Source organism: Dyella sp. (genome assembly GCF_036384435.1).
In the GTDB taxonomy this organism is placed as follows: Bacteria; Pseudomonadota; Gammaproteobacteria; order Xanthomonadales; family Rhodanobacteraceae; genus GSA-30.
The window spans coordinates 22,639-49,420 of sequence record NZ_DASVMI010000082.1 but is presented as its reverse complement, the minus strand read 5'-3'; the positions used below and the strand labels follow the sequence as shown (position 1 = coordinate 49,420).

Genomic DNA, 26,782 nt, shown 5'->3' with positions numbered 1-26,782 from the left:
TCGGAGCGGGGCCTCTAATCTCTGGCTCAGGAGTGGCAATTGGTGCTGTGTCAGGTGGTGTAGGTGGCTACATTTCTGGTGGTTGGAAAGGAGCGGTCATAGGGGTAGCTATGGGGGCGGCAGGCGGTAAATATATGCCTCGCGTTGCAGGTTACGTAGGCGGCAAATTTGATGGTATGACCGGCATGTTCGCGAGCTCAACAACTTTTGCCTTACTTAACGGAACAGTGGCTGCGACAGCTGCGGCATCTACCAACCTCGTTCAAGGTAACCCTTGGAGTCAAGGGGTTCCTTATGCTTTTGCTGCCGGCACAATTGTGCCAATTGCTAGCGGCGAAGCAGCTTTAATTGGTTTTGGAGGTGAAGCGGCGGTTGGATTGAAAGTGACTAATGCGTATGGAGCATATTCCGGCCTATTTTCAATTGGAGCGGCAGCGGTTGAGCCGAAAGCAAGAAAGGGTGATGTGAAAATGGCTAATGATTAAGTTTGTGAGATTTTGAAGTGATTTTATATCAATAGCCATTAATATTAATAACTTCAAACAAGGATGAGTTGATGACACATAAATGCAGTTCGTTCCGGCGTTCAAGGATGGCGAGTCTAGTTGTTCTTTTCCCATTTTCCTTGCTATTGTATTTTTTGGCATTATTTGCTTTTTTTAATAAAAATATATTCGTTGGAGCCTTATTTTTTACGGCTGGATTGGGGTCAATTTTTCGCTTGGTTTACGAAATGACTATGTGCGTGGAGATGGATGGAAGGTTAATTAAAAGAACTTGGAAATTTGGAAAGAAAATTGTGATCTTTGATGATATATATCGAATCTCTTGGGGTGGTGGACGTGGAATACTTATTTTGTCCATTCATTACAAGAATAACAGGTCTATTCAGTTTGGAAGCGACGAGATCGAAAAGTCAGGTTTGCATTATATTTATGAGCATATAATGGCGTCCCTTGAGCTTGATGGTGAAGACCCTTGGCCTCGCATGGTTAATTATGTAAATGTAAAGGAGATGATAAAAAGAAAAAATGCTCATATGAATGAAAATTGATGATCAATGATTGCCTGCCAAAATGTCGAAAGATTTTGATTTTTATCATTCGATAATGCGATGTGCTTTTTTAAAACGATGACAATTAAGCAATTCAGATGAATGGTTTATACAAATTTCCCAAGCCAAATTCATGATTGGCTTTGGATCCGCTATTTGGATATTTCTTGCTGTTCTTTTTATTGTCATTATTAACGATGATCCTGGACATAAGGCATTATTGGTCTTTTTGCCTTTGCTGATTTTTATGGGCACAGTGTTAGTCGTTGTGATTGAGGGAGTGTCTGACATCGAAATTAGCCAAGAATCAATTTCTAGAAAAGTTTTTGGCTGCGTTATACGGGAATTTAATTGGGACGATGTTGATATGATAAGGGCATTCGATTCTTATGATTTCAGGACTTCTGAAAGGATTCTGGCGATCCATGTCTTTAAAAAAAAATCTGCTAAAAGAGTGAATTTTCTAAGTAAAAAAATGGTTTTTGGAGACGAGGCAATGAGTCACGGAAATTTTCATGATCTTATTGAATCGTTAAATTTTTTTTCGTCTCGTTACAACATAATAATTGAAAGCTCTTTTGGCGGAAAGAGAGTCCGTGAAAACAAGATACCTTATAAAATAAATTAGTCATATCTCCCAAGAACTAAAGAATTGATGATGTAAGATTTTAATGGTACTGGCTTGGGCGGTTCTTTATGTTTTGGTTTCTGCGTGGGAGTCTCTCACTCTTATGATGGTCCGACTGCTTTCGAGCTGAGTTTTGGAATAGGTGGGAGCATGAAGAAGCCAAACTTAAGTGGAGGTAGTTCAACGGGAACCGCGGTAAGAATTTATGATGTGCCGTTTAATGGAAATAACAAAAATAAATTAATGTCAAAAATATTTAAAGGCTTAACGTGCGTCTTATTTTTTATGTTTGTCTCCTCAGTTTTAGTGGCGTCGTTAATGTTAAATCCGACTACCGAGGAGGCTAGGATTAAATATGCTTGCATGGATCGTGAGATAAAGAGTCTTTTATCTTATGGGGGAAGAGTTGTTTACGATAAAGGTGGATCTAAATATGGTATCGCTTTCATTACAAAAGGTGTTGTGCGAGGTTCAATGCCATTTGATAAATATAAAGAGATGGTCGTAAGTCCTGAGAAACGGGGTTGGGTTAGATTTGATGAGGGCGAATATAGTTATTGTAAACATGGAATGGTGCTGAAGATTTTCACTGAGAAAGAGCTTTATAAAAATAATGAGATAAATTTATATTCAATAACTTACGATTACCCGTCGATAAGGAAATGTCGAAACATCAATGATGACACTCCTGCGTCATCATTGATTTCTTCTTTAATAAAGCATTAGTAGGTATATCTTTTGATAGCGCTCACAGTGCCTATAATGGCGGATATGAATTATTTTTAGGTTTTAGTGTGTGTGAAAATTTATCTAATAAGGATTGGCTAATTAGTTGGATTAATTTTGTTAATTAAAGGTGTAGGTTAAAAGCAAAGGTGGCGGTCATGTGGGTGAGTAATTCGAGTAACTTGAAAAAAGCGAGCGGAGTGTATAGGTACTCAGATTCGAAAATAATGATTTTGGCTGGTTGTTTTTTCTTTTTATTTTTTTTGGTGATGCTTTACATGTTTCTTTGGAGGGATGTTTCTTATGATGCTTATTTATATTTCATGCCATTTTTATTTATCATTGGTTGCGCGAACATCTTTGTTGTCCTGGGTTGCTCTGATGTCGAGATAAATGGTGAATGCATATCCCGTAGAATTTTTGGTTGTTTGATACAAATGGTATTATGGTGTGATGTTTCTTTGATACGTATATTTGATATGTGCGATAATAATAAAATGCGTCTTGCATTGCACGTATTTTCTAAGAAAAATGAAAAATTTCCACTATTTATGAATGGAAAGATATCTTTTGGTGATAGGCCTATGAATCATGGTAATTTTAAAAATTTGATAAAAGATATGAATTCGCACATAGAAGTGCACAAAATTAAAATCGAAAGTTCTATCGATGGAAAAATTTCTTACCCAAATGCTTTAATTGACCGTATTTAGCTCGGATGCGCGCGCAAATATGCTCGGCACGGGCACGTTGAACTACAACGCTATATATAACGAAGCCAGTTACAGCGCCAGCGGCGCAGGCATCTCCGGTGGGTATGGTGGCGGAAACTGGAACGTCGGCGGCGGCCTGCCCATTTCCCAGAAAGGCAACAGCCGTAGCGACAACCTGTCCGGCGTCGCCCAGAGAACGATTATCGTGCGCGATGGCTAGGCCAATCTCTTGGGCTTGAGCCACGATCTAGCGCAGTATAATTAAAGTAAACGAGCCGATCTTTGATGATAGGGCACTGGAATAGCAATGGCTCTCACAACTCGAAGCACAGGTGGTCCAACTGGTCGGCGCTTTGGCTAATCCAGGCAAAATCACCCATCACCACAACAGAAATAAACTGCCCAGGTGAGTGCACTCACTCAGGCCAGCTCAATCCAGGCGCCCAGAATCTGCTCAGGCTGCCCCACCGATCCCAACCCTCGTCTCGCCTCGCCCCCTCACGCCACCAAGCCGCCACACAAACACCCAAAGCAAAACGCGCGTTGCCAGCGAAGGACGATGGCGCTGCCAGCCAATGCGTGACGTGAGGCTTCCGGTTGGGCGATGGACGACGACGGAGGGAATGATCTTGAATGACTGTGCTCGCGAACAGCCGGTTCATGGACTGCGAGCCTCACGGACATCATCAAAAGGGAAAATCTATGCACGGATATCTACGGTTGCCGCTGGCGGCGGCCTTGGTCGCGGCTATGAGTGCGGCACACGCCGGGCCGGTCATGGCCGACGCAGTCGCTTCGCCCCAGGCAGCCACCACGGCGGCCTGTGCGCCGGCCTAGTCGGCCGGTGCGGTGTATAACGGCGGCGCGACGGCCAGCCACGATCACACCAACTACCGTGCCAACTGGTGGACGCAGGGCGACAACCCGTCGACGAACCACGGGCCTGTCGGCTCCGGCAAGCCGTGGACGTCCGAGGGCGCGTGCGAGGGCGGCAGCGGCGGCGGTGGTGAACCCGGACCCGGTCCAGGACCCGGCCCCGGTGTGGATGGATTGTTGTTCAGTCCCTACAAGGACGCGACGATCAACATGGACTGGAATCGCAACGTGATGCGTACGGGTGCGCCCGGCACGATCGTGCCGCTGGTCGGTCATGGCAGTCTGCTCAGCGATCACGTGCGCAACCTGGGTGCGGTGACGCTGGCGTTCGCTACCGGCGAGTGCGGCAGCGAGAATTGGGGCGGCGTGCCGGGTGCCAGCTTCGCCTCGGCCAACATGGCGGCCTTGGACGCCGCCGGCCTGAACTATGTCGTATCCACGGGCGGCGCCGCCGGTGCGTTCACCTGCGCCAGCACGGCGGGGATGGATGCCTTTCTCCAGCGCTACATGACCCCGCATATGGTCGGCCTGGACTTCGATATCGAAGCCGGCCAGAGCGATGCCCAGATCCAGGCCCTGGTGCAGTCGGCGGTTCATGCCGAAAGCCGCTATCCCAACCTGCGTTACTCCTTCACGGTCGCCACGTTCGCGGCATCCGATGGCAGCCGCGGTAGTGTGAATGCGAAAGGCGATGCGGTGATTCGCGCCGTGCTGGCCTCGGGCTTGCGCAATTACACCATCAACCTCATGGCCATGGATTACGGCCTCACGCCCAGCCCGGCGATCTGCGTCGTGATCGATGGCTTGTGCGACATGGGGCGCTCGGCCGTGCAGGCAGCGGAAAATGTGCATGCGACCTATGGCATTCCGCTAGACAGGATCGAATTGACGCCGATGATCGCGGTCAACGACGTCGCCAATGAGGTGTTCACGCTTCAGGATATCGACACCGTCGTCGACTATGCCGTCGCCCACGGGCTGGCGGGCGTGCATCCGTGGTCACTCGATCGCGACACACCCTGCAAGGATGGCCAGACGACGGCCTCGCCGGTATGCAACTCGTTGCCGGGCACGAACTCCCTGGATTACACCCGCCGCTTCCTGCAACGGCTGGGGTATTGATATCAGGTTACTGCCCCTCCGGGGCATCACGCGGGCGCCCGGTCACGGGCGCCCTTTTTGTCCAGTGGACAACGTTGTCAATATTGTCCTGTCCACAGGACAAGAAAGGACAAAGATAATCGGCCTGGCATGCTCGCCTGAATCTCCGGAAGGCCCGCTTATAAGCCCATGCGCGGCCAAGGCCCGGTAAATGCCCGGATTATTCCATTTGGCAATGAATACGTGGAATCGGCCAAAAACCAGCCTTTTTCTGCTGCAAAAGCACAATAGAACGATCCAAATTCGTAAGGAATCGTCACGTCTGGCAGTCAACCTGTGAACTGCTTGGCAAATTTACGCGAGCTGAAATAATTTATCGATATTTCGCTAGACAACGTTGTCAGTCAGGACTATCAAAACATCCGCATTAAACGAAGTACACCGGCTACGCGGATGCCTCGGGGTGACTGTCCGCCAGCTGGAGATCTTAGGGGGAGTGCAGTCACTCCGACTTATCTGCCGGGAGACAGAACATGTTCGAGAAGCGATCCGTTGCGTCGCGCTTGATGTTTGGCGCATTGAGCAGTTCCATGGGTGCCGCGATGGCGTTCGGCCTGATGGCCGTGGCGCCGGTACAGGCGGTCTATGCGCAGAGTGCGCCAGCGTGCGCGGCCGCGTGGAGCGCCTCGCAGGTCTATACAGCAGGCGGCACCGCCAGCGAAAACGGCGTCAACTACAAGGCCAACTGGTGGACACAGGGCGATGATCCGGCCACTCATAACGGCGGTAGCGGATCGGGCCAGCCATGGACCTCGCAGGGTGCATGCTCCGGCGGTAGCAGCGGTGGTGGTGGTGGTGGTGGTGGTGGTGGCGGCGGCGGTGGCAATCCTCCCCCGCCTCCCCCGCCGCCGACCGGTGGCAGCAACATGCTGTTCAGTCCCTACAAGGACGTCACGGTGAACCTCAACTGGAACACCAACACCATGCAGACGGCGGTGACCGGCTCGGCGATTCCGATCACCGGCAGCAACAGCCTGCTCTCGCAGGTGCCCAACCTCGGTGCGATCACCCTGGCATTCGCCACCGGTGAATGCGGCAGCGAGAACTGGGGTGGCGTGCCGGGTGCCAGCTTCGCCAGCGCCAACATCAATGCGCTCAACAACGCCGGCCTGAGCTACGTGGTATCCACCGGCGGCGCGGCAGGTACCTTCACCTGCGGCAGCACGGCGGGCATGGCGTCGTTCCTGTCGCGCTACTACACCTCGCACATGGTCGGCATCGACTTCGACATCGAAGGCGGCCAGAACCAGACCACCATCAACAACCTGGTCAGCGCTGCCGTTTATGCGCAGGGCCAGCATCCGAGCCTGCGTTTCTCGTTCACCATCGCCACGCTTGCCGCGTCCGATGGCAGCTTCGGGGGCGTGAACTCGCTCGGCGACATGGTGGTGCGCGCGGTGAAGGCATCGAGCCTGAGCAACTACACCATCAACCTCATGGTGATGGATTACGGCGCAGCCGGCCCGAGCATCTGCGTGGTCAGCAACGGCGTGTGCGACATGGGTCAGTCGGCCATCCAGGCGGCGAAGAACCTTGAGCACACCTACGGCATCGCGGCCAGCCACATCGAGCTGACCCCGATGATCGGCCTGAACGACAACACCGCCGAGAACTTCTCGATCGCCAACACCGACACGGTGGTGAGCTGGGCTGCCAGCAATGGCCTGGCGGGCCTGCACTTCTGGTCGCTGGACCGCGACACACCGTGCTCCTCGTCCTCGGCCTCGGCCACCTGCAACTCGGTGCCCTCGACCACCCCGCTGCAATACACCAAGCGCTTCCTGGGCGACCTGGGGCGGTAATGCGAAATCGGTAATCCCTCAGCGGTTGCAAGCACGACGCCCCGGGAGCACATCCCGGGGCGTTTTTGCTGTGGGGTCAGGGGCGACGGGTGAGTCGCGAGGGCGCAACGTTGCAGGTGCTCGAAACCTTCAAGGCTACGTATGCACCACGCAGCGTTGCCGTTTAGCTCGATCGTCCGGATGTGCGCCCTCGCTACTCGTCCCTCAAGCCTCTCAATAACCCACCACAAACCGCTGCCGCACGTGCGCCGGGTGTTCGATCTCGTCGAGCATCGCCACGGCGTAATCCTCGAACGAGATCCAGCTCTTGCCGTCAGCATCGACCAGCAGGCTGTCCTTGCCCAGGCGGAACTTGCCGGTGCGCTCACCGTCGACGAACAGCGCCGAGGGGCTGAGGAAGGTCCAGTCCAGGTCGGCCACGTGGCGCAGCGCGTCGAGGAAGGCCTTGCCGCTGCTCGCTTCTTCCAGGTAGATGGCGGGAAAGTCCGGCGACTCGATTAGCAAGGTACCGGGAGCGATCTCCAGGCTGCCGGCGCCTCCGACCACCAGGTAGCGCTTCACACCGGTATCGCGCACCAGCTTGAACAAGGTCTCGGGCTTGGCCTGGGTGAAATGGATGCTGCTGATGATCACGTCGTGGCCGCGCAACTGGCTGGCCAGGGCCGGGTCGTGGATGTCGGCGGCCAGGTGGATCAGTTGCGCGGTATCGGCGGCTGGATCGGCCTTGCGCGATACGGCGGTGACCTGATGACCACGACGCAGGGCTTCGGCGACGAGACGCGAACCGGCCTGGCCGGTGGCGCCGAGAATGGCGATCTTCATGGTGAATCCTTCGATGGGCTTGAATGACGCCGCTCATCCTAGGCCTGCCCAGGCGGCGGGAATAGACGGATAATCGCGTTTTCACTGTCCATCGGAAAAGGACAATGCCATGGCCTTGCTCACCTCGGTCAATCTCAACCGCATCGTGGTTTTCGTCGCGGTGGTCGAGAGCGGGTCGTTCACCGCCGCGGCCACCCGGCTGGGCATGGCCAAGACGATGGTCAGCACGCACGTGCAGCGACTGGAAACCGAACTGGGCGCGACCTTGCTCGTGCGCAGTACGCGCAGGCTGGCGCTGACCGACGCGGGCGAGGCATTCTTCGCGGCCAGCCGCGACCTGGTGCGCGATGCAGAGGCGGCTGTGCAGGCGGCCAGTGAAGACGTCACGGCGTTGCGCGGGACGTTGCGCATCACCGCGCCGGTCGATTATGCCGCCAACATGATCGCGCCGCTGGTGACGCGCATGCGGCACGAGCATCCGCAGTTGCGCGTGGACATGCTTGCCGGCGACCGTCTGTTCGATCTGGTGGCCGAAGGCATCGACGTGGCCATTCGCGTGGGCAATCTCACCGATTCGAGCCTGCGCGCCACGCGCATCGACAGCTACGAGCACTGGCTGGTCGCGGCGCCGTCGTTCCTGCAAGAACGCAAGCGACCGCGCCGCCCGGAAGACGTGGCTGACTGGCCGTACGTGGCCATGAACGTGTTGGCCCGCCCATCAACCTGGACCTTCACCCGCGCCAACGGTGACAGCCGCACCGTCGCCTTCAATCAGGTGATGTCGGCCAACATCGCCGTCGTGGTCAAGAGTGCCGTGATCGCGGGTGGCGGTATCACCATGATGCCGGATTTCGCCGCTCGCGAAGACGTGGCCGCCGGACGCCTGCAACGCCTGCTACCCAGCTGGCAACTGCCCGGTGGCGGCGTTCACGCAGTGTATCCGGCGGCGCGTTTTCTGCCGCACCGGGCGCGGATGTTTATCGAGGCGTTGAGGGGCGTGGTTGGCCGTTAGGCCGGCTGCTAGCGCAGCCTGTGAGGCCGCTCGCTACGCGAGCTGTGAGGTCGGCCGCTACGCGGCCTGTGAAGAGGGAAGAGCAAGGACGGTGAGTTGAACATGGAGGCGGACATTGATGGTTGCGGCGAGCGCAGCTGCGCTCTTACTCACTCCTCACTCCTAGCTTCTTGACTCACTCCTAGCCCTTTGCTCCTCACTTCTCGCTCCCCAGCGCCTGTGCCATATCCAGGTGGTGCTTGAGGGTGGGTAGTGTCTTGGCTGCGAAGGCCTTCAGGTCCGAGTCCTTGCCGCTGTCGGCTTCCTGTTGGAACAGTGCGACGGCTTTCTTGTGATCGGCGAGCATCTTGCGACTGAACGCAGTGTCGAAGGCGGCGCCTTGCTTGGTGGCAAGCTTCTTGGCGAAGGCGGTGTCCTTGGTGGACGGATCGCTTGCCATCGCCAGGCTCTTCTCGCTGGCAATCGTGCTGAGCTCGTCGTTGGCGGCGGTGTGGTCCTTGACCATCTGCGCGGCGAACTGCTTGACCTGGTCGGATTTCCCTTGAGCCTGGCCCAGCTTGCCCAAAGCGACTTCTGCGGCACCCGCTTCGCTGGCCTTGCGCACGAACATTGCGTCACCGCCGGATTTGGTGGACGTGCCCGTCTGGCTCGTGGCCGTGTCGCTCTGTGCGAACACGACACCCGAAGCCAGCGCGAACGTGGCGCAGATCAGCATGGATTTCATCATGACGTTCTCCACGACGTGGGTAATAAGTAGCCCGAGCATCGGCCCTGACAATGAACGGCTGCGTCGTCGATGGGTGAAGCATGCTTTGACGCCATCACATGCCTTGATGCCACTTGCACGTGTCGTCAACGCGGGCTGCCGTAGCGTGCCTGCATCAACATGTGCTCAACGACAACGAAAACGAGGTACAAGCCATGGCACACGACCAGTCCACTTCGCTACCCAAAGGCCCGGTACTGTGCGAAACCTGCAAGCAGGCCGGACAGCAGGTAGAAATGGAGCGTTACGATCCCCAGGCACCTGCCAATCGCGAACATAAGCACGCCACGCATGACACCCAATTGCAGACGTATCGCTGTCCGGTATGCGAGGAGACCTCGCTTTTCAAGATCGATTGATCACGACGCAAGAGCGGCGCGATCGCTCCGCTGAATTTACGAGATCGCCTCCATGCGATCTGCACCGCCGAGGCGATACCAGGCAAGCACAGCATCGGGCAGCCGTCCATCGAGCGTAAGGCCGATGCCTTCGCACAGCGCGAGCAGCGTGTGTAGCGCATGGGCCGCCGGCTTGCGCGGGTGGCCATGAAAACGTTCGTATTCGACGCCTTCGAGCAGGCGCGTGGTGCCGTCGTAGAGCCAATCTGCACGCTCATTGAGCCGCGCGAGCAACCAGGGGCGTAAGGGTTCGTGTAGTTCCCACCCTTCCTCTACGGCCAGTTGTCGGGCTCGCTCGATAACGCGCTCACCGATGCCGCGATACCATTCGGTATGACCGCCCGCAGCGTCGCGCACTACCAGGGGTGCAGGTGCGCGTGCATCGGGCCACGCCTGGATGAAACCGCGTTCGATGCGTCGCGCTTGCGCGACCTTGTCCACGGCGATCAGCAAACCGCGATCAAGATCGAACACTTCGTAGAAGCGGCGGTGCAGCGTTCGCATGCGGGTGAAAGGGTCGCGGGAGAAACCCAGCTTCAGCACGTCTTCGTCGCGCCATGGCAGCACATAGACATAGGCGCGGCCCCGCGAGGCAAAGGAGGGGTAACTTGGCTCGTCCATCACGGCGTCGCGCTGGCCTGTCGTGTCAGCGCGTAGAGGATGCGCAAGTCCTGCGCGTCGAATGTCTCCTCGCCTTCGGTGCCGCGAAAATGTCGGTGGAAGGCCAGGAGCGCCGCATCACGGTGATCGAGCGGATAACCGATGGCCGCCAGCGCCAGCCAGGGATCGAAACCGGACGGCGGATCGACCAGCGCGATGCGTGGCCACGAGCCGTAACCGGCATCGGCCAGACGCTGCCATGGAAACAGCGCACCAGGGTCGCTCTTGCGATCAGGGGCGAGGTCTTCGTGGCCGATCACCTGGGTGCGGGGAATGCGCCAGCGCGTGGTGAGATCGTCGAGCAGGCGCAGCAGGCTGTCGATCTGCGCGGTGGGATAGGGCGAGTGCGCATCGTTGTCCAACTCGATGCCCAGCGATGCCGAATTCACATCGGTGATGCTGCCCCAGCGTCCCGCGCCAGCATGCCAGGCGCGTTCTTCATCGGCCACCAGCTGGTAGATCGTGCCATCGCTGCCGATCAGGTAATGCGCGCTCACGCGGCCACCGCTGTTGCGCGTGCGCAGGGTGTCGAGGCTTGCGCGGGCCGAGGTTTGCTCGGTCGCGTGCAGCACGATCAACACCGGGCGCCGTACATCGTGATTGGGCGAAGGCACCCACCGGGCCAGGGGATTGTGCGGTGGCGTGCTCGCACAGCCGGCCAGCAACAACAGGGCTGCCATCGACAGGACGCGGGAAAAGAGCGTGTTCATGCGGATATTGTACGAGCAGCCGGGCCCGGACCGGCGCGGCGCATTCCCTGGTTTCGCGCGCTGCCGTTATCATGCGCCAGCCCGCGCGGCATGCCCGACGGGCCATATTCCAGGGAGAAAACAGTGGACGTTCAGACTTTTGCATATCGCCCCAAATGGGGGGTGTTGTGGTTCTTGCTGCTTTTGAGCGGTGCCGGTGCCATTTTCATGGCCTATACCGCCGCCACGAACGACCGGGGCGCCATCATCGATCACGCGATCGAATTGGATAAAGGCAGCGCCACGGTGTTGTACGGCGTCATCGCCGCGTTCTGTGCCGCCGGCGTGGTGATGGCGATCATGAGCATGATCGGCCGCGTGCGCTCGCCGGGCGAACTGATCCTGAAAGCCGACGAGCTGACCCTACCCCCGCATCCATGGCGCAGCCCCGCCACGGTGAAGTACGCCGATATCCAGGGCGTGACCATGCAGGCTATGCGCAACGGCCGCTTCGTGGTGATCAAGCACCGTGGCGGCAAACTGTCGATACGCGAGTGGTTCTTCGAGGACAAGGCCAGCTTCGAGAAGGTCTGCGTCCGGCTAGGCATGGGGGCGCGCAAGGCTGGTTGAACCGGGGGATGGGAGACGGGTGGTGGGTGCGCTTGGTTCAGCGTCACCGAACCTCGGAATGTCGCGAGGTGCTGTCGCGCGCTTTCAGCGAGCGATGCCCGGGCGGACTGGCGCCCCCACCACCCATCTCCCGCCTCCAGGATGTCGCGCAGACGTCATGGCCCTCATGCGTGAGCTTCCAGGAAAGCCTTCAACCTTGGCGTCATGAAATCCATGAACGCGCGAATGCGTCGCGGTGCGCGCTTGCTGCCTAGGTAGAGCGCATGAATCGCTTCGCTATCGACGATCACCTCGTCGAGTACGCGGACCAGTCGGCCGGCGCGCAGGTCCGCGCGAACGTGGAACTCGCCCAGTCGCGCCAGGCCCATGCCGAGCACGGCCAGGTGGCGCACTGTTTCGCCGTTGTTGGCCACGATGCTGCCGTGCACTTCGCGATCGACCAGGCGGCCGCCGCTACGCAATGGCCAGACGCTGGCGGCACGGCGGAAATTGAAGCCCAGGCAGTTGTGGTGCGCCAGGTCGGCGGCGCTGCGCGGGATGCCGTGCGCGGCCAGGTAATCCGGTGAGGCGACGATGTGCCGGCGGGTACTGCCCAGGCTGACTGCCAGCAGGTTGGAGTCGCTCAGCGCGCCGATGCGGAAAGCAATGTCGGCCTGGGCTGCGTACAGATCCACCACGTCATCGGTGACCGTGAGATCCAGGCGCACGCGCGGATACGCCGCGCTGAATGCAGGCAGCAGGGGTATGAGGGCGTGACGGCCGAACGGCACGGAGACGTTGATGCGAATCAACCCGGCCGGCGAGCGAGCCTCTCCCGAGACCTCGGCATCCAGGCCATCGAGCTCGGCGAGCAGGGCCTCGGCGCGCTCGCGATAGAGCTCGCCCTCCGGTGTCAGGCGCAGGCGCCGGGTAGAACGTTCCACCAGGCGCACGCCCAGGCGCTGCTCGATGCGGGTGACCAGCTTGGCCGTGGACGAGGCGGTCATGTTCACCACCCGGCCGGCGGCGCTGAAGCTGCCGGTCAGGGCGACGTGCAGGAAGACCCGCATTTCCCAGGCGCGTTGGTCACTCATGCGTCGATTATGGCATTCAATGACAAAGTGATGCGAACTGTCGGCGGATTCTAAACGCCGGATGCCATCCCTATGCTTAGGACCATTCCTGTTTCGGAGAATGTTCCATGCATACCGTCAACGCCCATGGCGCGGCGATTCCCGCGCTTGGTTTCGGCACCTTCCGCATGCCCGGCGCCGATGTGCTGCGCATGGTGCCGGCGGTGCTCGGACTCGGCTATCGCCATATCGACACCGCGCAGATCTACGGCAATGAAGCGGAGGTGGGAGAGGCGGTCGCCAGTTCGGGCATCCCGCGCGAGGCGGTGTTTCTCACCACCAAGGTCTGGGTGGAACACTATCGCCACGCCGATTTCCTGCGCTCGGTCGATGAAAGCCTGCGCAAGCTGCGCACTGACCACGTGGATCTATTGCTGCTGCACTGGCCCAGCGACAAGGTGCCGCTGGCCGAGCAGATCGATGCCCTCAATGCAGTACGCGACGCCGGCAAGACGCGCCATATCGGCGTGAGCAACTTCTCCACCGGCTTGATGGCCGAGGCATCGCGCCTGAGTCGTGCACCGCTGGTGACCAATCAGGTCGAGTGGCATCCGTACCTGGATCAGCGCGTACTGCGCGACGCCGCGCGCGAGGCGGGCATCAGTCTCACCGCGTATTACGCCATGGCCGACGGCAAGGTCTTCGACGATGCCGTGCTCAAGGACATGGCCGCTACGCACGGCGTAAGCGTGGCCCAGGTGGTGCTGCGCTGGTTGATCCAGCACCAAGGCACCATCGCGCTTTCCAAGACCGTGAGCGAGGAACGCGCGCGCAGCAATGCGGCGATCTTCGACTTCGCACTGACGATCGACCAGATGCACGCGATCGACGCACTGGCGCGTCCCGATGGCCGCATCGTGAACCCGCCCGGCCTGGCGCCGGTGTGGGACTGACCTTCCAGACAGAGGATTTCTTCATGGATCTCAAGCTCAACGGCAAGACCGCCCTGGTGACCGGCTCCACCGCGGGCATCGGCCTGGAAATCGCCCGCCGCCTGGCACAGGAAGGCGCCGAGGTGATCGTCACCGGGCGCAACCAGGCCAAGCTCGACCAGGCGCTGGACGATATCCGTCGGTCGGGTGGCGCGCAGGTGCGCGGCATCGTGGCCGACCCCGCAACGGCCGAGGGCGCCGACGTGTTGCTCAAGGCGCAGCCGCAGGTGGATATCCTGGTCAACAACCTGGGCATCTATGAATCCAAGCCCTTCGCGCAGATCAGCGACGACGACTGGCGACATTTCTTCGAGGTCAACGTGCTCAGCGGAGCGCGGCTGTCACAGCGTTATTTCCCTGGCATGCTCGCGCGCAATTGGGGGAGGGTGATCTTCATCGCGAGCGAGTCGGGGCTGATGGTGCCCCCGGACATGATCCATTACGGCATGACCAAGACAGCGCAGCTCGCCATCTCGCGCGGCATGGCCGCGCTCACCAAGGGTGGTCAGGTGACGGTCAACACCGTCATGCCCGGTACCACGCGTTCGGAAGGCATCGTCGATTTCATGAAGAGTGTTGCCAGCGATCCGCAGGCCGCGCCCGAGGTCATCGAGAAGGAATTCTTCGCCAAGGAGCGTCCCACCTCGCTGATCCAGCGCATGATCGAGGCCGAGGAAATCGCCAACCTGGTGGCCTTTGTCGCCAGCCCGCTGTCGTCGGCGACCAATGGTGCCGCGCTGCGCGCCGATGGTGGCATCACACCGACCATCGCCTGATCCATGGCGAGCAGGCGCTGACAAGAGATCCGCGTCTACGCCGAATCTGGTTGGGGCGACTTCAGGGACCTCGAAAAACCTGTGATCGAAGTCGTCATTCCGGACAGTAGTGGGCCTGCGCCGGAGTGACGACTTGGACGAGCGCTTTTTCGAGAAATCCAGTGAGGATGCACTGCTGTAGTTGACCAAAACTCGCAAGCCCGTGGCAGTGCCTCAAGGCGTCGCGGCTTGCTTCAGTCGCCGGGACCTGCGCCCTCACTACGCACCACTCGTCCCTAGCTCCTCGCCCCTAACTGCTCACTTTTATCAGTAGAAGCCCTTCTGCACCTGCACCCAGAAACGCGTCTTGGTATTGGCGTTGGCCAGCAGATCAGGCGTGTTGCCGATCGGCTTGGACACTGCGGCATTGATCGCCCAGTTATCCGGACCGGCCCAGTGCAGGCCCAGGCCCGCGCTGCTCACGCGCCCGCTGTTGACACCACTGATGAAGGGGTTCTTGTACACCTGCACGCGGCCGGTGTCGGCGAACAGCGCGGCCTGCCAGCGGCCGGGCACCTTGGGCATAGTGAAATCCAGGCGGTACTCGGCGGTGATCAGGTTGCCTTGCGAACCGGCCAGTGCGCCCGTGTCATAGCCGCGCACGGTGTTGGGACCGCCCAGGAAGAACTGCTCGGACGTGTCCAGGTTCTTGTTGGCCCACTGCTGGGTGTAGCCGAAGTACAGCGCGTTGTTCTCGTTGAGCTGCTGCAAGCGCGAGACCGAGGCGGTGTACTTGGTGTACGTGCCGGCGGTACGTGTGGTCAGTTCATCGATGAATTGAGCCAGCAGTTCCGTATAGGTGATCTTGCCGTAGGTGCCGCTGATGTTGAAATTGGTGATACCGGTCGAGTCGCGCTGGTCGCCGGCCAGCGTGGCGGACCAGACGTTGGCGTGACGGTTGTTGTCGATGAACGCCAGCTCGATGTCGTCCTTGAGCAGCTTGTGATCGAATTCGATCTGGCCGTACAGGTTGCCCGAGGTATTGCGGATGAACGGCTGCGACAGCGTCAGGCTGCCGACCAGTGCAGAACCGTGTGCGTCGAGTGCTTCCAGGCCGTTTTCCAGGTGATAGTGCAGCGTCGATACTGCGGCACGCAGGGTGGTGCCCTGGCCGTTGAGCAGGTAGCGATAGCCGCCCTGGAAGTAGTTCATGCCGCCGCCGGAGCTGAGCGCGCTGAAGTCCAGCAGGTCACCCTGGTGCAACAGGCCATTGATGTTGAAGTTGCCGCCCAGGCGCGCGCGGCCGGTGTATTCGTTGCCGTAGTCGTCCAGCCCCAGCGTGCCGGTATAGCGCGGCGCGGAAGTCACGTTGACTACCAGGTCCGAGGTGCCCGGCTCGTCACCGGGGCGCACCACCGAACCGGTCAAGGCACCGGGAATGTCCGAAAGCAGCAGCAGGCTGCGTTCGAGTTGGTAGTTGCTGACCGGCTTGCCCGGTTGCAGCGGCGACAGCGTGGCATTGAGCGGACCGTCGGACACCGCGCTCTGGTTCTGCAACACCACCTTGCCATAGCGCGCCTCGACCACGGCCAGCTTCACTGTGCCGTCGTGCAGCGTCTGCGCGGGCACGTAGGCGCGCGCCAGCGGATAGCCGGCATGGTGGTAGATCGCACTGATGCGATCGGCCAGGTCGTTGAGGTCGTTGAGCGTGAGTTGCTTGCCTTCGCTATCGGCCACGGCGGCGTGCAACTGGTCCGTCGGCAGCAGCGTGTTGCCGCTGATCTCGATCGCCTTGACCAGGAACGGATGGGTATCTTCGGCCTGCTGGCGCTGCGGACGCAGCATCTTCAGGTCCAGATCGGATGAAGGCACGGTGGCCGGCTGCTGCGGCACCTGCTGCAAGAGCTGTCCGGTATTGGGCAACTGCTGCGGCACGGTGACGGCCTGCTGGGCCTGTGCGGCGGTGCCGAACAGGCTGAGCGAAAGCATCGCAGCCAGGAGGCGGATGCGCGGGGCGTTGGAAGACTTCGGATTCATGGGTTCAGTTCGAATGCGGAATAAGTACGAAGGGCGTGTCGTGGCAGTCATCGGTGCATCGCTCATGGAAGGGCCTGCACCGGCATCTGCACGCCGCCACCGACCACCTTGAGCGCAAGGCCCGAAGTAAAGTCGTCACGGGCGCGATTACGCTCGATCGGGCGGTGCTGCTTCTTCTGGTTGCCGGTGAACGCGCCGACGGTGTCCTGGTCGGCGACGCCGTAAGGTGTGGCGATCTGTGTCGGGCCAAGCACGTCCTGCATCTGCGTGACCGCGCCGGTATTGACACCGAACGCGGAAGGCTGCGCGCCGGTGATGTCGGCCGTGGTGGTGATGGTCGGATCGACGATCACGTAGTTGGCCGCATCGCCGCCGTTGGCGGCCAGGCCGCTGACGATCACGGTCTTGTCGTTGCCGACGCGGTCATCGGTGAAGTTGGCTGCCTTGTTTGTCACGGTGACCTGATCGCCGTCGAGCACGCCGGTGACGTTCAGGCTGACCTTGTCGATGGTGTTGCCATCGAACATCTTGTCGGTGCCGGTGGCGGTCACGTTGATCGCACGTGGCGTGACATTGGCGGTGAGGTTGGTCGGCTGCACCAGTATGTAGTTGCCCACGTCGCCGCCGCTGACGGTCATCGCCGTGGTTACGCTCTTGCCGTTGCCCACGTTCTTGGTGTCGAACAGGCCACTGCCAGCGTTGCCCAGGATCACGTCGTCGTTGCCGAATACGCCGGACAGCGTGGCGCCGGTCAGCGTATCGATGCGCGTGCCGTCATAGGTACGGTCGGTGGTCTGGGTTCCGATGACGGTCAGTGTGGCCGGGGTGATGCTGACCCAGTCGGTACCACCAGCGAAGGTGTAGTTGCCCGCCAGCGCCGAACCGTTGCCAGTCAGGGTGAAGCCACCCAGGCCGCCGGTGGCGAAGCCCTTCTGCGAGCCGACGTTCTTGTCACCCAGTGTGCCGGTGCCCGAGAGCGTGAGCGTTTCGCCATTCACACCGGTCAGCACGCCGTTGTCGCCGAACAGGCTAGCCGCGGCGCCGGCGGTGCCGTCGTAGACGCGGGTGCCGGTGAGGTCCAGCACGACAGGCGTGATGTTGCCGCTGGTGGTTGCCGTATTGACGAAGCTGTAATTGCCCGCATCGGTGCCACCGGCAGTGATGCCGGCGACGTTGATGGCAATGCCGTTACCGGCATTGGGGCTGGCGTAATCGGCCGAACCCGGGGTGAAGCTGACCTGGTCACCGCTGAGCACGCCCGTGCTGCCCAGCGACACACCGGCGGTGGTGCCGCCGTCGTATGTCTTGTTGCTGCCGGTGGCATCGACCGTGATCTGCCGGGGCGTGATGCTCAGGGCATCGCTGCCGCCGACCAGCGTGTAGTTCTGTGCCAGGCCACCGTTGCCGCCATCTTGCAGGGCCAGCGTGCCCAGGCTGGCGAACGGCTTGTTGCTGCCGACGTTCTTGTCGCCCACCTGGCCGCTGCCGACCAGGTTGATGGTCTGCCCGGCGATGCCAGTCAGCACGCCGTTGGCGCCAAACAGGTTGGCATCGGCGCCGGTGCTGCCGTCATACACACGCGTCCCGGTCAGGTCCAGCACCACCGGGGTGATGTTGGCGGCGGTGCTGGCGGTATTGGCGAAGCTGTAGTTGCCTGCATCGGCACCGCTGGCGGTGATGCCGGTGACGCTGACAGCAATGTTGTTGCCGGCGTTCGGGGTAGCGAAGGTGGCCGAGCCCGGCGCGAACTGAATGTCGTCGCCGGCAACCAGTCCGTTGCCAGTCACGACGGTGTTGGCCAGGTTGTTGGCGTCGTAGGTCTTGTTGTCCGCCGTCGCGCCAAGCGTGATCGCCTTGGGCGTGATGGTCAGGTCGTCAGTGCCTCCGATCAGGGTGTAGTTCTGCGCCAGACCACCATTGCCGCCATCTTGCAGGGCCAGCGTGCCCAGGCTGGTGAACGGCTTGTTGCTGCCGACGTTCTTGTCGCCCACCTGACCGCTGCCGACCAGGTTGATGGTCTGGCCGGCGATGCCGGTGATTACGCCGTTGTTGCCGAACAGGTTGGCATTGGCACCGGTGCTGCCGTCATAGGCACGCGTGCCGGACAGGTTGATCACCAGCGGCGAGATGTCTGCGGTGGTCTGGGCCGTGGTGTTGATGGTGTAGTTGCCGGCGTCGGCGCCGTTCTTGGCGATGCCGGTGACGCTGACGACCTTGCCATTGGCGGCGTTGGCGTCGCTGAAGTTGGCCGAGCCGAAGGTGAAGTTCACATCGTCGTTGCCGAGGATGCCGGTGCTGCCGATTCCAGTGAGCACCGCATTGGAGGTCGTGTCGTAGTTCTTGTTGGCCGCCGTGACGTCTACCACGATCGCCAGCGGGTTGACGTCGGCCACCACACCCGTGGGCTGGTTGAAGACATAGTTGCTGGCGTCGCCGCCGCTGATCGTCATGTTGGTGGTGACGGCTTTGCCGGTGGCGGCATTCTTGTCGGCGAACGTGCCCTGCGTATCGTTGCCCAGGATAACGTCATCACCGCCGATCAGGCCCGACAGGGCCGAGCCGCTCAACTGGACCAGGTTGGTGCCGTCGTAGTCGCGGCTTAGCGCGGTGGTGGTCGCCGTCAGCGTCGCGGGCGTAATGGTCAGGTCGTCGAGGCCGCCGATCAGGGTATAGTTCTGCGCCAGACCACCATTGCCGCCATCTTGCAGGGCCAGCGTGCCCAGGCTGGCGAACGGCTTGTTGCTGCCGACGTTCTTGTCGCCCACCTGGCCGCTGCCGACCAGGTTGATGGTCTGCCCGGCGATGCCGGTGATCACACCGTTGTTGCCGAACAGGTTGGCGTCGGCGCCGGTGGTGCCGTCATACACGCGCGTACCGGACAGATTCAGTACGACCGGCGTGATGTTGGCGATGGTCTGCGCCGTGGTGTTGATGGTGTAGTTGTTGGCGTCGACACCGGATTTGGCAATGCCCACGACGTTCACGGTCTTGCCGTTGGCGGCATTGGCGTCGCTGAAGTCGGCGGAGACGGCGGTGAAGTTGACCACGTCGCTGCCGAGGATACCGTTGCTGGTCAGCGAGGTGATCAGCGCACTGGTGGTGGTGTCATAGGTCTTGTTCGCGGCCGTGGCATCGACCGTGATCGCCAGCGGAGTGATATTGGCCGTGGTCGTGCTGTTGGCCGAATAGATGTAGTTACCCGCATCGGTGCCACTGAGCGAACTGGTCAGCGATACGGTCTTGCCGTTGGCCGCGTTCTTGTCGCTGAACGTGCCGCTGGTGATGAAGTTCACCGTGTCGCCAGCGAGCACGCCAGTCAGCGCGCCGTGGGTCACGGCAGCCGTGGTGGCGTCGTAGATCTTGTTGTCGGCGGTGATGTTGCCGGTGATTGCCAGCGGCGTGATATCCAGTGTAGACGTGCCGATCTGGTAGTTGCTGGCCAGCGAGCCGTTGAGGTCGCCCAGGGTCATGTCGGTGGATCCGGCAAAACCCTTGTTGTTGCCCACGTTCTTGTTGGCGACGTTGGATGAGCCGTTAAGCGATAGCGTCTCGCCTGCCGTGCCGTTGATCACGCCGTTGCTGCCGAACAGCGCCGAGCTGACGTTGGTGGTGCCGTCGTACACGCGCGTGCTGTGCAGGTTGATGATGAACGGCGTGATGTCGGCGTGGGTGGTGGCGGTGGAGTTGGCCAGCACATAGTTGTTGGCATCGGTACCGCTGGCGGTGATGCCCGATACCGAGACGTTCTTGTTGGTGCCGACGTTCTTATCGTCGAACACGCTCGTGCCAGAGAAACTGACCTGGTCGGTGCCCTTGATGCCGGAGCTGCTCAGCAGGGCGTTGTCGCTGGTATTGCCGTCGTAGACCTTGTTCACGCCCTGGGCGTCGACGGTAATGGTGAGCGGGGTGATGCTCGCCGTCGTGGTCTGCACGGTCACGTTGTAGTTGCCGATGTCCGTGCCGCCAAAGGTCATGTCACCCGTGACGGTCTTGTTCGTGCCGACGTTCTTGTCGCTGAAGTGCGCCGTGTTCGGGTTTGCGACGCTGATGGTGTCGCCGGCGAACAGCCCGGTCAGCGCCTGGTTGCCGATGGTGGCGGCGGTGGTGCCGTCGTAGGTCTTGTCCGAAGCAGTGAAGGAGTAGTTCAGGGCTGCCTTGGTAATGGTCAGCTTGTCGGTACCGCCGATCAGCGTGTAGTTGCTGGCCAGGCCGCCGTTGTTGCCGTCACCCAGCGCAAGCGTACCAAGGTTGAACGTCTTGTTGTTGCCGACGTTCTTGTCCGCGGTATTGCCGCTGCCGGTCAGGGTCAGCGATTCGCCGCCGAAGCCCGTGTTGAGCAGGCCACCTGTGGTGAACAAGCCCGAGTCGGCGTGGGTGGTGCTGTCGTAGACGCGGGTGCTGGACAGGTTGATCACGCGCGGCGTGATGTTGGCCTGGGTGGTCAGCGTGGTGTTATCGACGATGTAGTTACCCGAGTCGGCACCGGACTTGCTGACGCCGGTGACGGTCACGGTCTTGTTGTTGCCCACGTCCTTGTCGCTGAACGTGGCCGAGCCGTAGCCGAAATTCACCGTGTCGCCGCCGATCACGCCCGCGCTCTGCACCGTGGTGCCTGGATCATTGACCGTGGCGTCGTACTGCTTGTCCTTGCCGGTGGCGGTGACGGTGATGTGCAAGGCGTTGATCGTTGCCGTGGACGTACCGTTGGTGAACACGTAGTTGCCGGCATCGTCGCCACTGATCGACATGTTGCCGGTGACGGTCTTGCCGGTACCCACGTTCTTGTCGCTGAAATGGCCGGACGTGGCGTTGTTCAGCGTCACGTTGTCACCGGCGATCAGGCCCCGGTTGCCATTGGCCGCTTCCAGCGCGGCATTGGTCAACACGTCGTTGGTGGTGGCGTCGTAGGTCTTGTCGTTGGCATCGAACGACGCGGTGATCTGGCGCGGGGTGATGGTTACCCAGTCGGTACCGCCGATCAGCGTGTAGTTACTGGCCAAGCCGCCGTTACCGCCATCGGCCAGCGCCAGCGAGCCCAGGCTGGTGAACGACCACTGCGAACCGACGTTCTTGCTCGACAGCGTGCCGCTGCCGCTGACGTTAAGCGTTTCGCCATTGACGCCTTGCAACGTGCCGAACAGCGAGCTGTCACCGGTGGTGGTGCCGTCGTAGACGCGGGTGCCGGTGAGGTCGAGCACCTTCGCTTCGATGACGCCATTGAAGCCTTGGCCGCCGGTCGGCAGTACGTAGTTGGACAGGTTGGTACCCGGATTGGCCAGGAAGTCCGAGGTCACCAGGGTGGAATCCACTTCCAGGCCGGTGCCGACGTTCTTGGTGCCGTAATGGGCGGTGGCCGACTGCGGCACGGTGGCGCCATCGCCGTTGACGAAGCCATCGAGCTCGTAGTCGGCGGCGGTCAGCGTCGCCGAATTGGTGCCGTCATAGACCTTGGTCGGGCTGCCGATGATCGTGGCAGTCAGTTGCTTGGGATCGATGGTGGCGGTGAGGCCGGTCGGCTGCTGCAACTGGTAGTTGCCCGCGTCAGCACCATTCAAGGTGAACCCGGTGACGCTGACACCCAGGTTGGTGCCGGCATTGGCCGTGATGAACTGACCCTTGGCGTTGCTCGAATCGTAGCCTACGGTGTCGCCGGAAAAAATGCCGTTCAACGTGCCGCCCGTGAGGTTGCCCAAGGTCGCCGTGGTGGTGGCGTCATAGGTTTTCTCGCTGGCCGTGATGCCGGTGAGCGTCAGCAGTGCCGGGGTGATGTTGGCGAACAGCCCGGTGACCGGTTGCAGGGTGTAGTTGCCTGACTCGCTACCCGTGATGCCGAAGCCGGATGCATTGACGGTCAAGCCATTGCCGACATTGGCCTGGGTGAAGTTGGCCACGACCGAGGAAAGATTCAGCGCCACCTTGCTGGCGTCGCCCGCATCGCTGTCGACCAGGCCGGCGAGGGCCGCATTGGTCAGGTTCAGTGTATCGGCCGTGGTGGTGTTGTAAGCACGATTGGTGGCGAATACGCCTGTGATGAATAACGGCGCCTTGTTGATGAGACCGGTGCCCTCGGCGCTGGTCGCGATCGTGTAGTTGGACAGCTTGGTGCCGCTGTTCACCACGTAGTTACCCGGTGTCAGCACGGCCGTAACGGTGCGAGTGCCTGCATCGGGCGCGTCGTAGCCAGACGTCGCGGTCGGATTGATCGAGCCGCCTTCACCCGTGGCCCAGCCGACAATGTTGAAGTTGCTGCTGTTGAGCGAGACGTCGGTGCTGCCGTTGTACACCTTGGTCGGATTGCCGATGATCGTGACGTCCAATGGCCGGGGCGTGATGTTGCCCACACCCAGCACCGGGTTGACGATCTGGTAGTTGTTCAGTTCCTGCTGCGTGGTGCTGCCGGTCGCCGTGAGATTGTTGATGCTCAGCTGCGCCGACAGCGGGATGTTGGTACCCACGTCCTTCTGGCCGAAGGTGCCAGTGATGCCGTCGTTCACCACCGCGCTGTCGCCGTTGACGAAACCGCTGAGGGTGAAGTTGGCGCTGTTGAGGACGATGCTATAGCTGCCGTCGTACACCTTCGTGGCGTCGACGATGCCGGCGGTCAGCACGAAGCTGCCGGTCAGCGGTGCCGGGGTGATCGTGCCCGAGCCGTTCCACACGTTCGGCAAGATGTAGTTCGACAGCAGGGTGCCGTTGCCGGCCGTGAAATTACCGGTGGGCTGGCTGCCCGCGGTCACGCCGCGCGCACCCGCATTGGGATCGTCGTAGGTGCCACTCACGGTGCCGCTGAAGCTGGCATTGATGCTCTGGCCGGGTACCAGGCCAACCAACTGGAAGTTGGACGCACTTAGCGGCGCATCGGTATTGCCGTCATACACCTTGGTCGGGTTGTTGACGATCTGGCCGGTCAATTGCAGCGGGTCGATCTTGCCCAGGTTCGTGCCGACCACGGTCGGTGCGAACGTGTAGTTGGACATCGAGGTGCCGTTGGCCGGCGAGAAGTCCGACGGTTGCAGCGTGGCGGTTACGGTGATGCCGCTGCCGGCATTGGCGGTGGCGTAGCTGGCCGAGCTCTGCGAGACCACGGCGCTCTGCGAACCGATGAAACCGGTAATGTTGAAGTTGCTGGCGCCCAGGTTGACGGCATTGGTGCCGTCATAGATCTTCTCGGGCGTGCCGGTCATCGAGATGCTCAGCAACGCCGGATTGATGTTGGCGAACAGCGACGGCTGGGTGAGCACATAGTTGCCCGCAGCCGTGCCGCCCAGGGCGAAGCCACTGGTGGTCACGTCCAGGTGGGTGCCGGCATCGGTCTGGCCGAAGGCAGCGGTGGCGCTGCCGCTGTTGAGCGTCACGTTGTCGCTGCCGACCACGCCATCGAGTACGGCGCTGCCGGTGTTGAGGGTGGCGGCCGTGGTGTTGTCGTAGGTCTTGTTGTTGGCGATGACCTGGTCGATGGTCAGCGTCTTGGGCGTGATGTTGGCGGTCAGGTTGGTCGGCGCAATCAACTGGTAGTTGTGCGCCTGGTCGCCGGTCAGCACGAAACCACTCAGGTTTACGCCGATGCCATTGCCCACGTTCGATTGCGTGAAGCTGCCGACCACGCCGCTGGTATCGAGCGCCACCTTGCCTTGATCGGGAGCGATCACGCCGAACAGCGTGGCGCCGCTGGTAACGATGGAGTCGGCGGTGGTGCCATCGTAGATCTTGCTATTGGCCAGCAGGCCGCTGACCAGCAGCGGGGCCTGGGTGATCAGGCCCTGGCCGGTCGCGGTGGTCGGCAGCACGTAGTTGGACAGGTTGGTGCCGCTGGTGGCGGTGAAGTTGGTCACCGAAAACGAGGCATTGACCTGTTGCGTGCCTGCATCGGAGCCGGCGTAGGCGATGGAGCTGGGCTGCTTGACCGTCGCACCATCGGTGCCGAGGAAACCGTCGATCTGGTAGTTGGACGCACTCAGTGTTGCCGTGGTGGTGCCGTCGTAGACCTTGGTCGGATCGCCGACGATTTCGGCTGTCAGCTGCTTGGGCGTGATCTGGCCGATCTTGGCGCTGGCCTGTGCGCCGATCAGCGTATAGCCGAACACCTGCACACCATTGTTGGCGATGACCATGTTGGCCAGCGAGGCCGGCGAAGTCACGGTCAGATTGTTACCGGCGTTGGCCGTGCTGTAGGTGCCGGTACCGGATACGATGACGTCACCGGCTTGCAGGCCCGTGGTGTTGAAGTTGGCGCCCGTGAGGAAGGCCAGGTTGGTCGCGTCGTATGTCTTGGTGGTGCTGCCGGTCAGGCTGTTGACCTGCAAGGTTGGCGCGAGGGTGTAAACCAGCGCGTTGCCGCTGCCCGAAAGCGTGGAATTGATATTGGCGTTGTACTGGATGAAGTTCGGCGTCAGGCCACCCAGCGTGTTGAGCGAAGGGTTGGCGGTGAAGAGCTTCCAGTTACTACCCAGGGCGCTGGCGTTGGCGTTGTTGACGAACTTGCTCGCCTGCACCGTGGTGCCAGCGCCGGCCGAGAGGCCGCCGGCACTGGCAATCGTCAGCGTGCCGCTGCTCGCGTTCATCACGATACCGCCGCTGCCGCTCACGGCGGCGTTGACGTTGATGTTGCGCAGCGCGTCCAGTTCCAGCGTCGCGGCGGCATTGGTCCAGCTGATGCCGGCATTGATGGTGATGTCGCCATTGCCCGTCTGCTGCGTGCCGAAGCCGCTGGCGCCGGAGGCCGAGGTGGTCTCGGTGACGTTGGTGCCCTGGTTGAGCGTGGTGGAGATGGTATTGGCCGCGGCGGTATCGATGATCAGGTCGGTCGGGTCGACCAGCCAGGTGCCGGCCTTGCCCTGCGGTGCGGCTGCGGTGATCTTTGCGTCGGTCGCGAGCTGGAAGTTCGCCGCGGATGTTTCGATCTTGCCGCCGTTGCCGCCGTTGGGTGCGCTGGCGTCAAGCGTGCCGCCCACCTCCACGGTGCCCGCTTCCATGCCGCCCAGCAGGGTGATGGTGCCGTTGTGGTCCTCGACACTGCGCGCCTGCACGGTGCCGGTGTTGTTGACCACGCTGGCCAGCAGCGAATCGCGTGCTCCGGCCGTCATCAATACCGTGCCGCCATCGGCAACGATCAATTGGCGGTTTTCCACCATGTTCTTGATCGTGCTTTTATCCACCTGCAAATGAACCAGGTGATTGTCGTTGAAGGTCAGCGTCACGGCGCTGCCGCCACCCAGGGCAACCATGCCCAACTGAGCGCGGATCACACCCTGGTTGGAAACCTGGTTGCCAATCAGCGCCACATATCCGCCGTTTGCGGCAGCGATGCTGCCCTGGTTGGTCACTTTGCCCTTGCCATCGCCGGCAAAGCGGACGCTACCGCTACCGATGCTGCTGTCATCCACATCCAGCGTGGAAGCGACGATGCCGCCTACGTTGACCTGCGAGCCTTTGCCGAAGATTACGCCGTTCGGATTGATCAGCCAGACCTGGCCGTTGGCGTTGAGGTGGCCATAGATCTCGCTGGCGGTATTGCCAAGGATGCGATTGACGGCGATGGAACTGGCGCCCGGCTGCAGGAAGTTGACCGTCTGGTCCGCGCCGATGTCGAAGTTCTGCCAGTTCAGCGACAGCACCTGGCTATTCTGCTGGATCGTGGTCGTGTTGCCCGCCTGCTGGATGCTACCCGAGCCGCCGACGATCTGGCCGCCGCTCGGAGCGCTGCCGGCGTGAGCCAACCCGGTCATGCCCAAGGCTGCCGACAGCAGCGAGAGCATCATCACGCGATGTCCGATGGCATGGCTGCGGCACATGCCGCTGCGCGAGCGTTGAGCCAGTTCCGAAGCAGGCACCCACTGCTTGAGGGTGCGGTTCCAGCACAACCGATAGATGTGATTCATGGCTCAACGCGTCCTGTATTGAATGTCGATACTTGAGGTGCGCGCACTCGCGCGGCACCGTTTGGCCGCGGCAGCAATCGACATCGGACGCCTTGCAGGTCTCTAAGTTATTGCGAAAATCGTTTTATTTA

At 60.4% G+C, this 26,782-nt stretch carries 18 protein-coding genes and 1 pseudogene; 12 read left to right on the top strand and 7 right to left on the bottom strand.

Annotation, left to right across the window (positions count from 1 at the left end):
- The 7 genes and pseudogenes from VF436_RS08040 to VF436_RS08010 all read left to right on the top strand — a co-directional run.
- Positions 1 to 485: pseudogene (locus tag VF436_RS08040) on the top strand (hypothetical protein); the annotation flags it as partial.
- A 107-nt stretch (positions 486 to 592) separates the two neighbouring features.
- Positions 593 to 1,054, top strand: coding sequence for a hypothetical protein (locus VF436_RS08035; protein WP_330903488.1), 462 nt, complete (start codon positions 593 to 595; stop codon positions 1,052 to 1,054).
- Between the two features lie 133 nt (positions 1,055 to 1,187).
- Complete coding sequence (locus VF436_RS08030; protein ID WP_330903487.1) at positions 1,188 to 1,682, top strand: hypothetical protein; 495 nt, start codon at positions 1,188 to 1,190, stop codon at positions 1,680 to 1,682.
- Between the two features lie 150 nt (positions 1,683 to 1,832).
- Positions 1,833 to 2,408: a hypothetical protein gene (locus VF436_RS08025; protein ID WP_330903486.1), complete on the top strand. Its 576-nt coding sequence runs from the start codon at positions 1,833 to 1,835 to the stop codon at positions 2,406 to 2,408.
- Positions 2,409 to 3,140: 732 nt separating this feature from the next.
- Positions 3,141 to 3,341, top strand: a complete 201-nt coding sequence (locus VF436_RS08020) for a hypothetical protein (RefSeq protein ID WP_330903485.1) — start codon at positions 3,141 to 3,143, stop codon at positions 3,339 to 3,341.
- Positions 3,342 to 3,970: 629 nt separating this feature from the next.
- A complete protein-coding gene (locus VF436_RS08015; protein WP_330903484.1) occupies positions 3,971 to 5,119 on the top strand; it encodes a carbohydrate-binding protein in 1,149 nt (382 codons plus the stop codon).
- Positions 5,120 to 5,631: 512 nt separating this feature from the next.
- Entirely contained in the window at positions 5,632 to 6,960 is a 1,329-nt protein-coding gene (locus tag VF436_RS08010) for a carbohydrate-binding protein (protein WP_330903483.1), read from the top strand.
- Between the two features lie 213 nt (positions 6,961 to 7,173).
- On the opposite strand, the gene VF436_RS08005 is transcribed toward VF436_RS08010, so the two are convergent.
- Positions 7,174 to 7,782, bottom strand: coding sequence for an NAD(P)-dependent oxidoreductase (locus VF436_RS08005; protein ID WP_330903482.1), 609 nt, complete (start codon positions 7,780 to 7,782; stop codon positions 7,174 to 7,176).
- A gap of 109 nt (positions 7,783 to 7,891) precedes the next feature.
- On the opposite strand from VF436_RS08005, the gene VF436_RS08000 reads away from it, so the two are divergent.
- Complete coding sequence (locus VF436_RS08000; protein ID WP_330903481.1) at positions 7,892 to 8,794, top strand: LysR family transcriptional regulator; 903 nt, start codon at positions 7,892 to 7,894, stop codon at positions 8,792 to 8,794.
- Between the two features lie 196 nt (positions 8,795 to 8,990).
- On the opposite strand, the gene VF436_RS07995 is transcribed toward VF436_RS08000, so the two are convergent.
- Positions 8,991 to 9,521 (bottom strand): DUF4142 domain-containing protein, encoded by a 531-nt coding sequence (locus VF436_RS07995; protein ID WP_330903480.1) that lies wholly within the window; start codon positions 9,519 to 9,521, stop codon positions 8,991 to 8,993.
- A gap of 194 nt (positions 9,522 to 9,715) precedes the next feature.
- On the opposite strand from VF436_RS07995, the gene VF436_RS07990 reads away from it, so the two are divergent.
- Positions 9,716 to 9,919 carry a hypothetical protein gene (locus VF436_RS07990; protein WP_330903479.1) on the top strand — a complete coding sequence of 68 codons (204 nt, stop codon included), beginning with the start codon at positions 9,716 to 9,718 and terminating at the stop codon, positions 9,917 to 9,919.
- Between the two features lie 36 nt (positions 9,920 to 9,955).
- On the opposite strand, the gene VF436_RS07985 is transcribed toward VF436_RS07990, so the two are convergent.
- Positions 9,956 to 10,579 carry a GIY-YIG nuclease family protein gene (locus tag VF436_RS07985; protein WP_330903478.1) on the bottom strand — a complete coding sequence of 208 codons (624 nt, stop codon included), beginning with the start codon at positions 10,577 to 10,579 and terminating at the stop codon, positions 9,956 to 9,958.
- A complete protein-coding gene (locus tag VF436_RS07980) occupies positions 10,579 to 11,328 on the bottom strand; it encodes an N-acetylmuramoyl-L-alanine amidase (protein ID WP_330903477.1) in 750 nt (249 codons plus the stop codon). The genes VF436_RS07985 and VF436_RS07980 overlap by 1 nt, the downstream gene beginning before the upstream one ends.
- Before the next feature lie 123 nt (positions 11,329 to 11,451).
- Between VF436_RS07980 and VF436_RS07975 the strand changes: the two genes are divergently transcribed.
- A complete protein-coding gene (locus VF436_RS07975; RefSeq protein ID WP_330903476.1) occupies positions 11,452 to 11,937 on the top strand; it encodes a hypothetical protein in 486 nt (161 codons plus the stop codon).
- A gap of 164 nt (positions 11,938 to 12,101) precedes the next feature.
- Here VF436_RS07975 and VF436_RS07970 read toward each other — a convergent pair whose 3' ends face one another.
- Positions 12,102 to 13,010 carry a LysR family transcriptional regulator gene (locus VF436_RS07970; protein WP_330903475.1) on the bottom strand — a complete coding sequence of 303 codons (909 nt, stop codon included), beginning with the start codon at positions 13,008 to 13,010 and terminating at the stop codon, positions 12,102 to 12,104.
- A 107-nt stretch (positions 13,011 to 13,117) separates the two neighbouring features.
- On the opposite strand from VF436_RS07970, the gene VF436_RS07965 reads away from it, so the two are divergent.
- Together VF436_RS07965 and VF436_RS07960 are read left to right on the top strand one after the other, a co-directional pair.
- Positions 13,118 to 13,942: an aldo/keto reductase gene (locus VF436_RS07965; RefSeq protein WP_330903474.1), complete on the top strand. Its 825-nt coding sequence runs from the start codon at positions 13,118 to 13,120 to the stop codon at positions 13,940 to 13,942.
- A 23-nt stretch (positions 13,943 to 13,965) separates the two neighbouring features.
- Positions 13,966 to 14,757 (top strand): SDR family oxidoreductase, encoded by a 792-nt coding sequence (locus VF436_RS07960; protein ID WP_330903473.1) that lies wholly within the window; start codon positions 13,966 to 13,968, stop codon positions 14,755 to 14,757.
- 306 nt (positions 14,758 to 15,063) lie between these two features.
- Here the strand turns inward: VF436_RS07960 and VF436_RS07955 are convergent, their stop codons facing one another.
- Positions 15,064 to 16,773: a ShlB/FhaC/HecB family hemolysin secretion/activation protein gene (locus tag VF436_RS07955; protein ID WP_330903472.1), complete on the bottom strand. Its 1,710-nt coding sequence runs from the start codon at positions 16,771 to 16,773 to the stop codon at positions 15,064 to 15,066.
- A 62-nt stretch (positions 16,774 to 16,835) separates the two neighbouring features.
- Complete coding sequence (locus VF436_RS07950; RefSeq protein WP_330903471.1) at positions 16,836 to 26,651, bottom strand: YDG domain-containing protein; 9,816 nt, start codon at positions 26,649 to 26,651, stop codon at positions 16,836 to 16,838.
- Positions 26,652 to 26,782 lie beyond the last annotated feature (131 nt).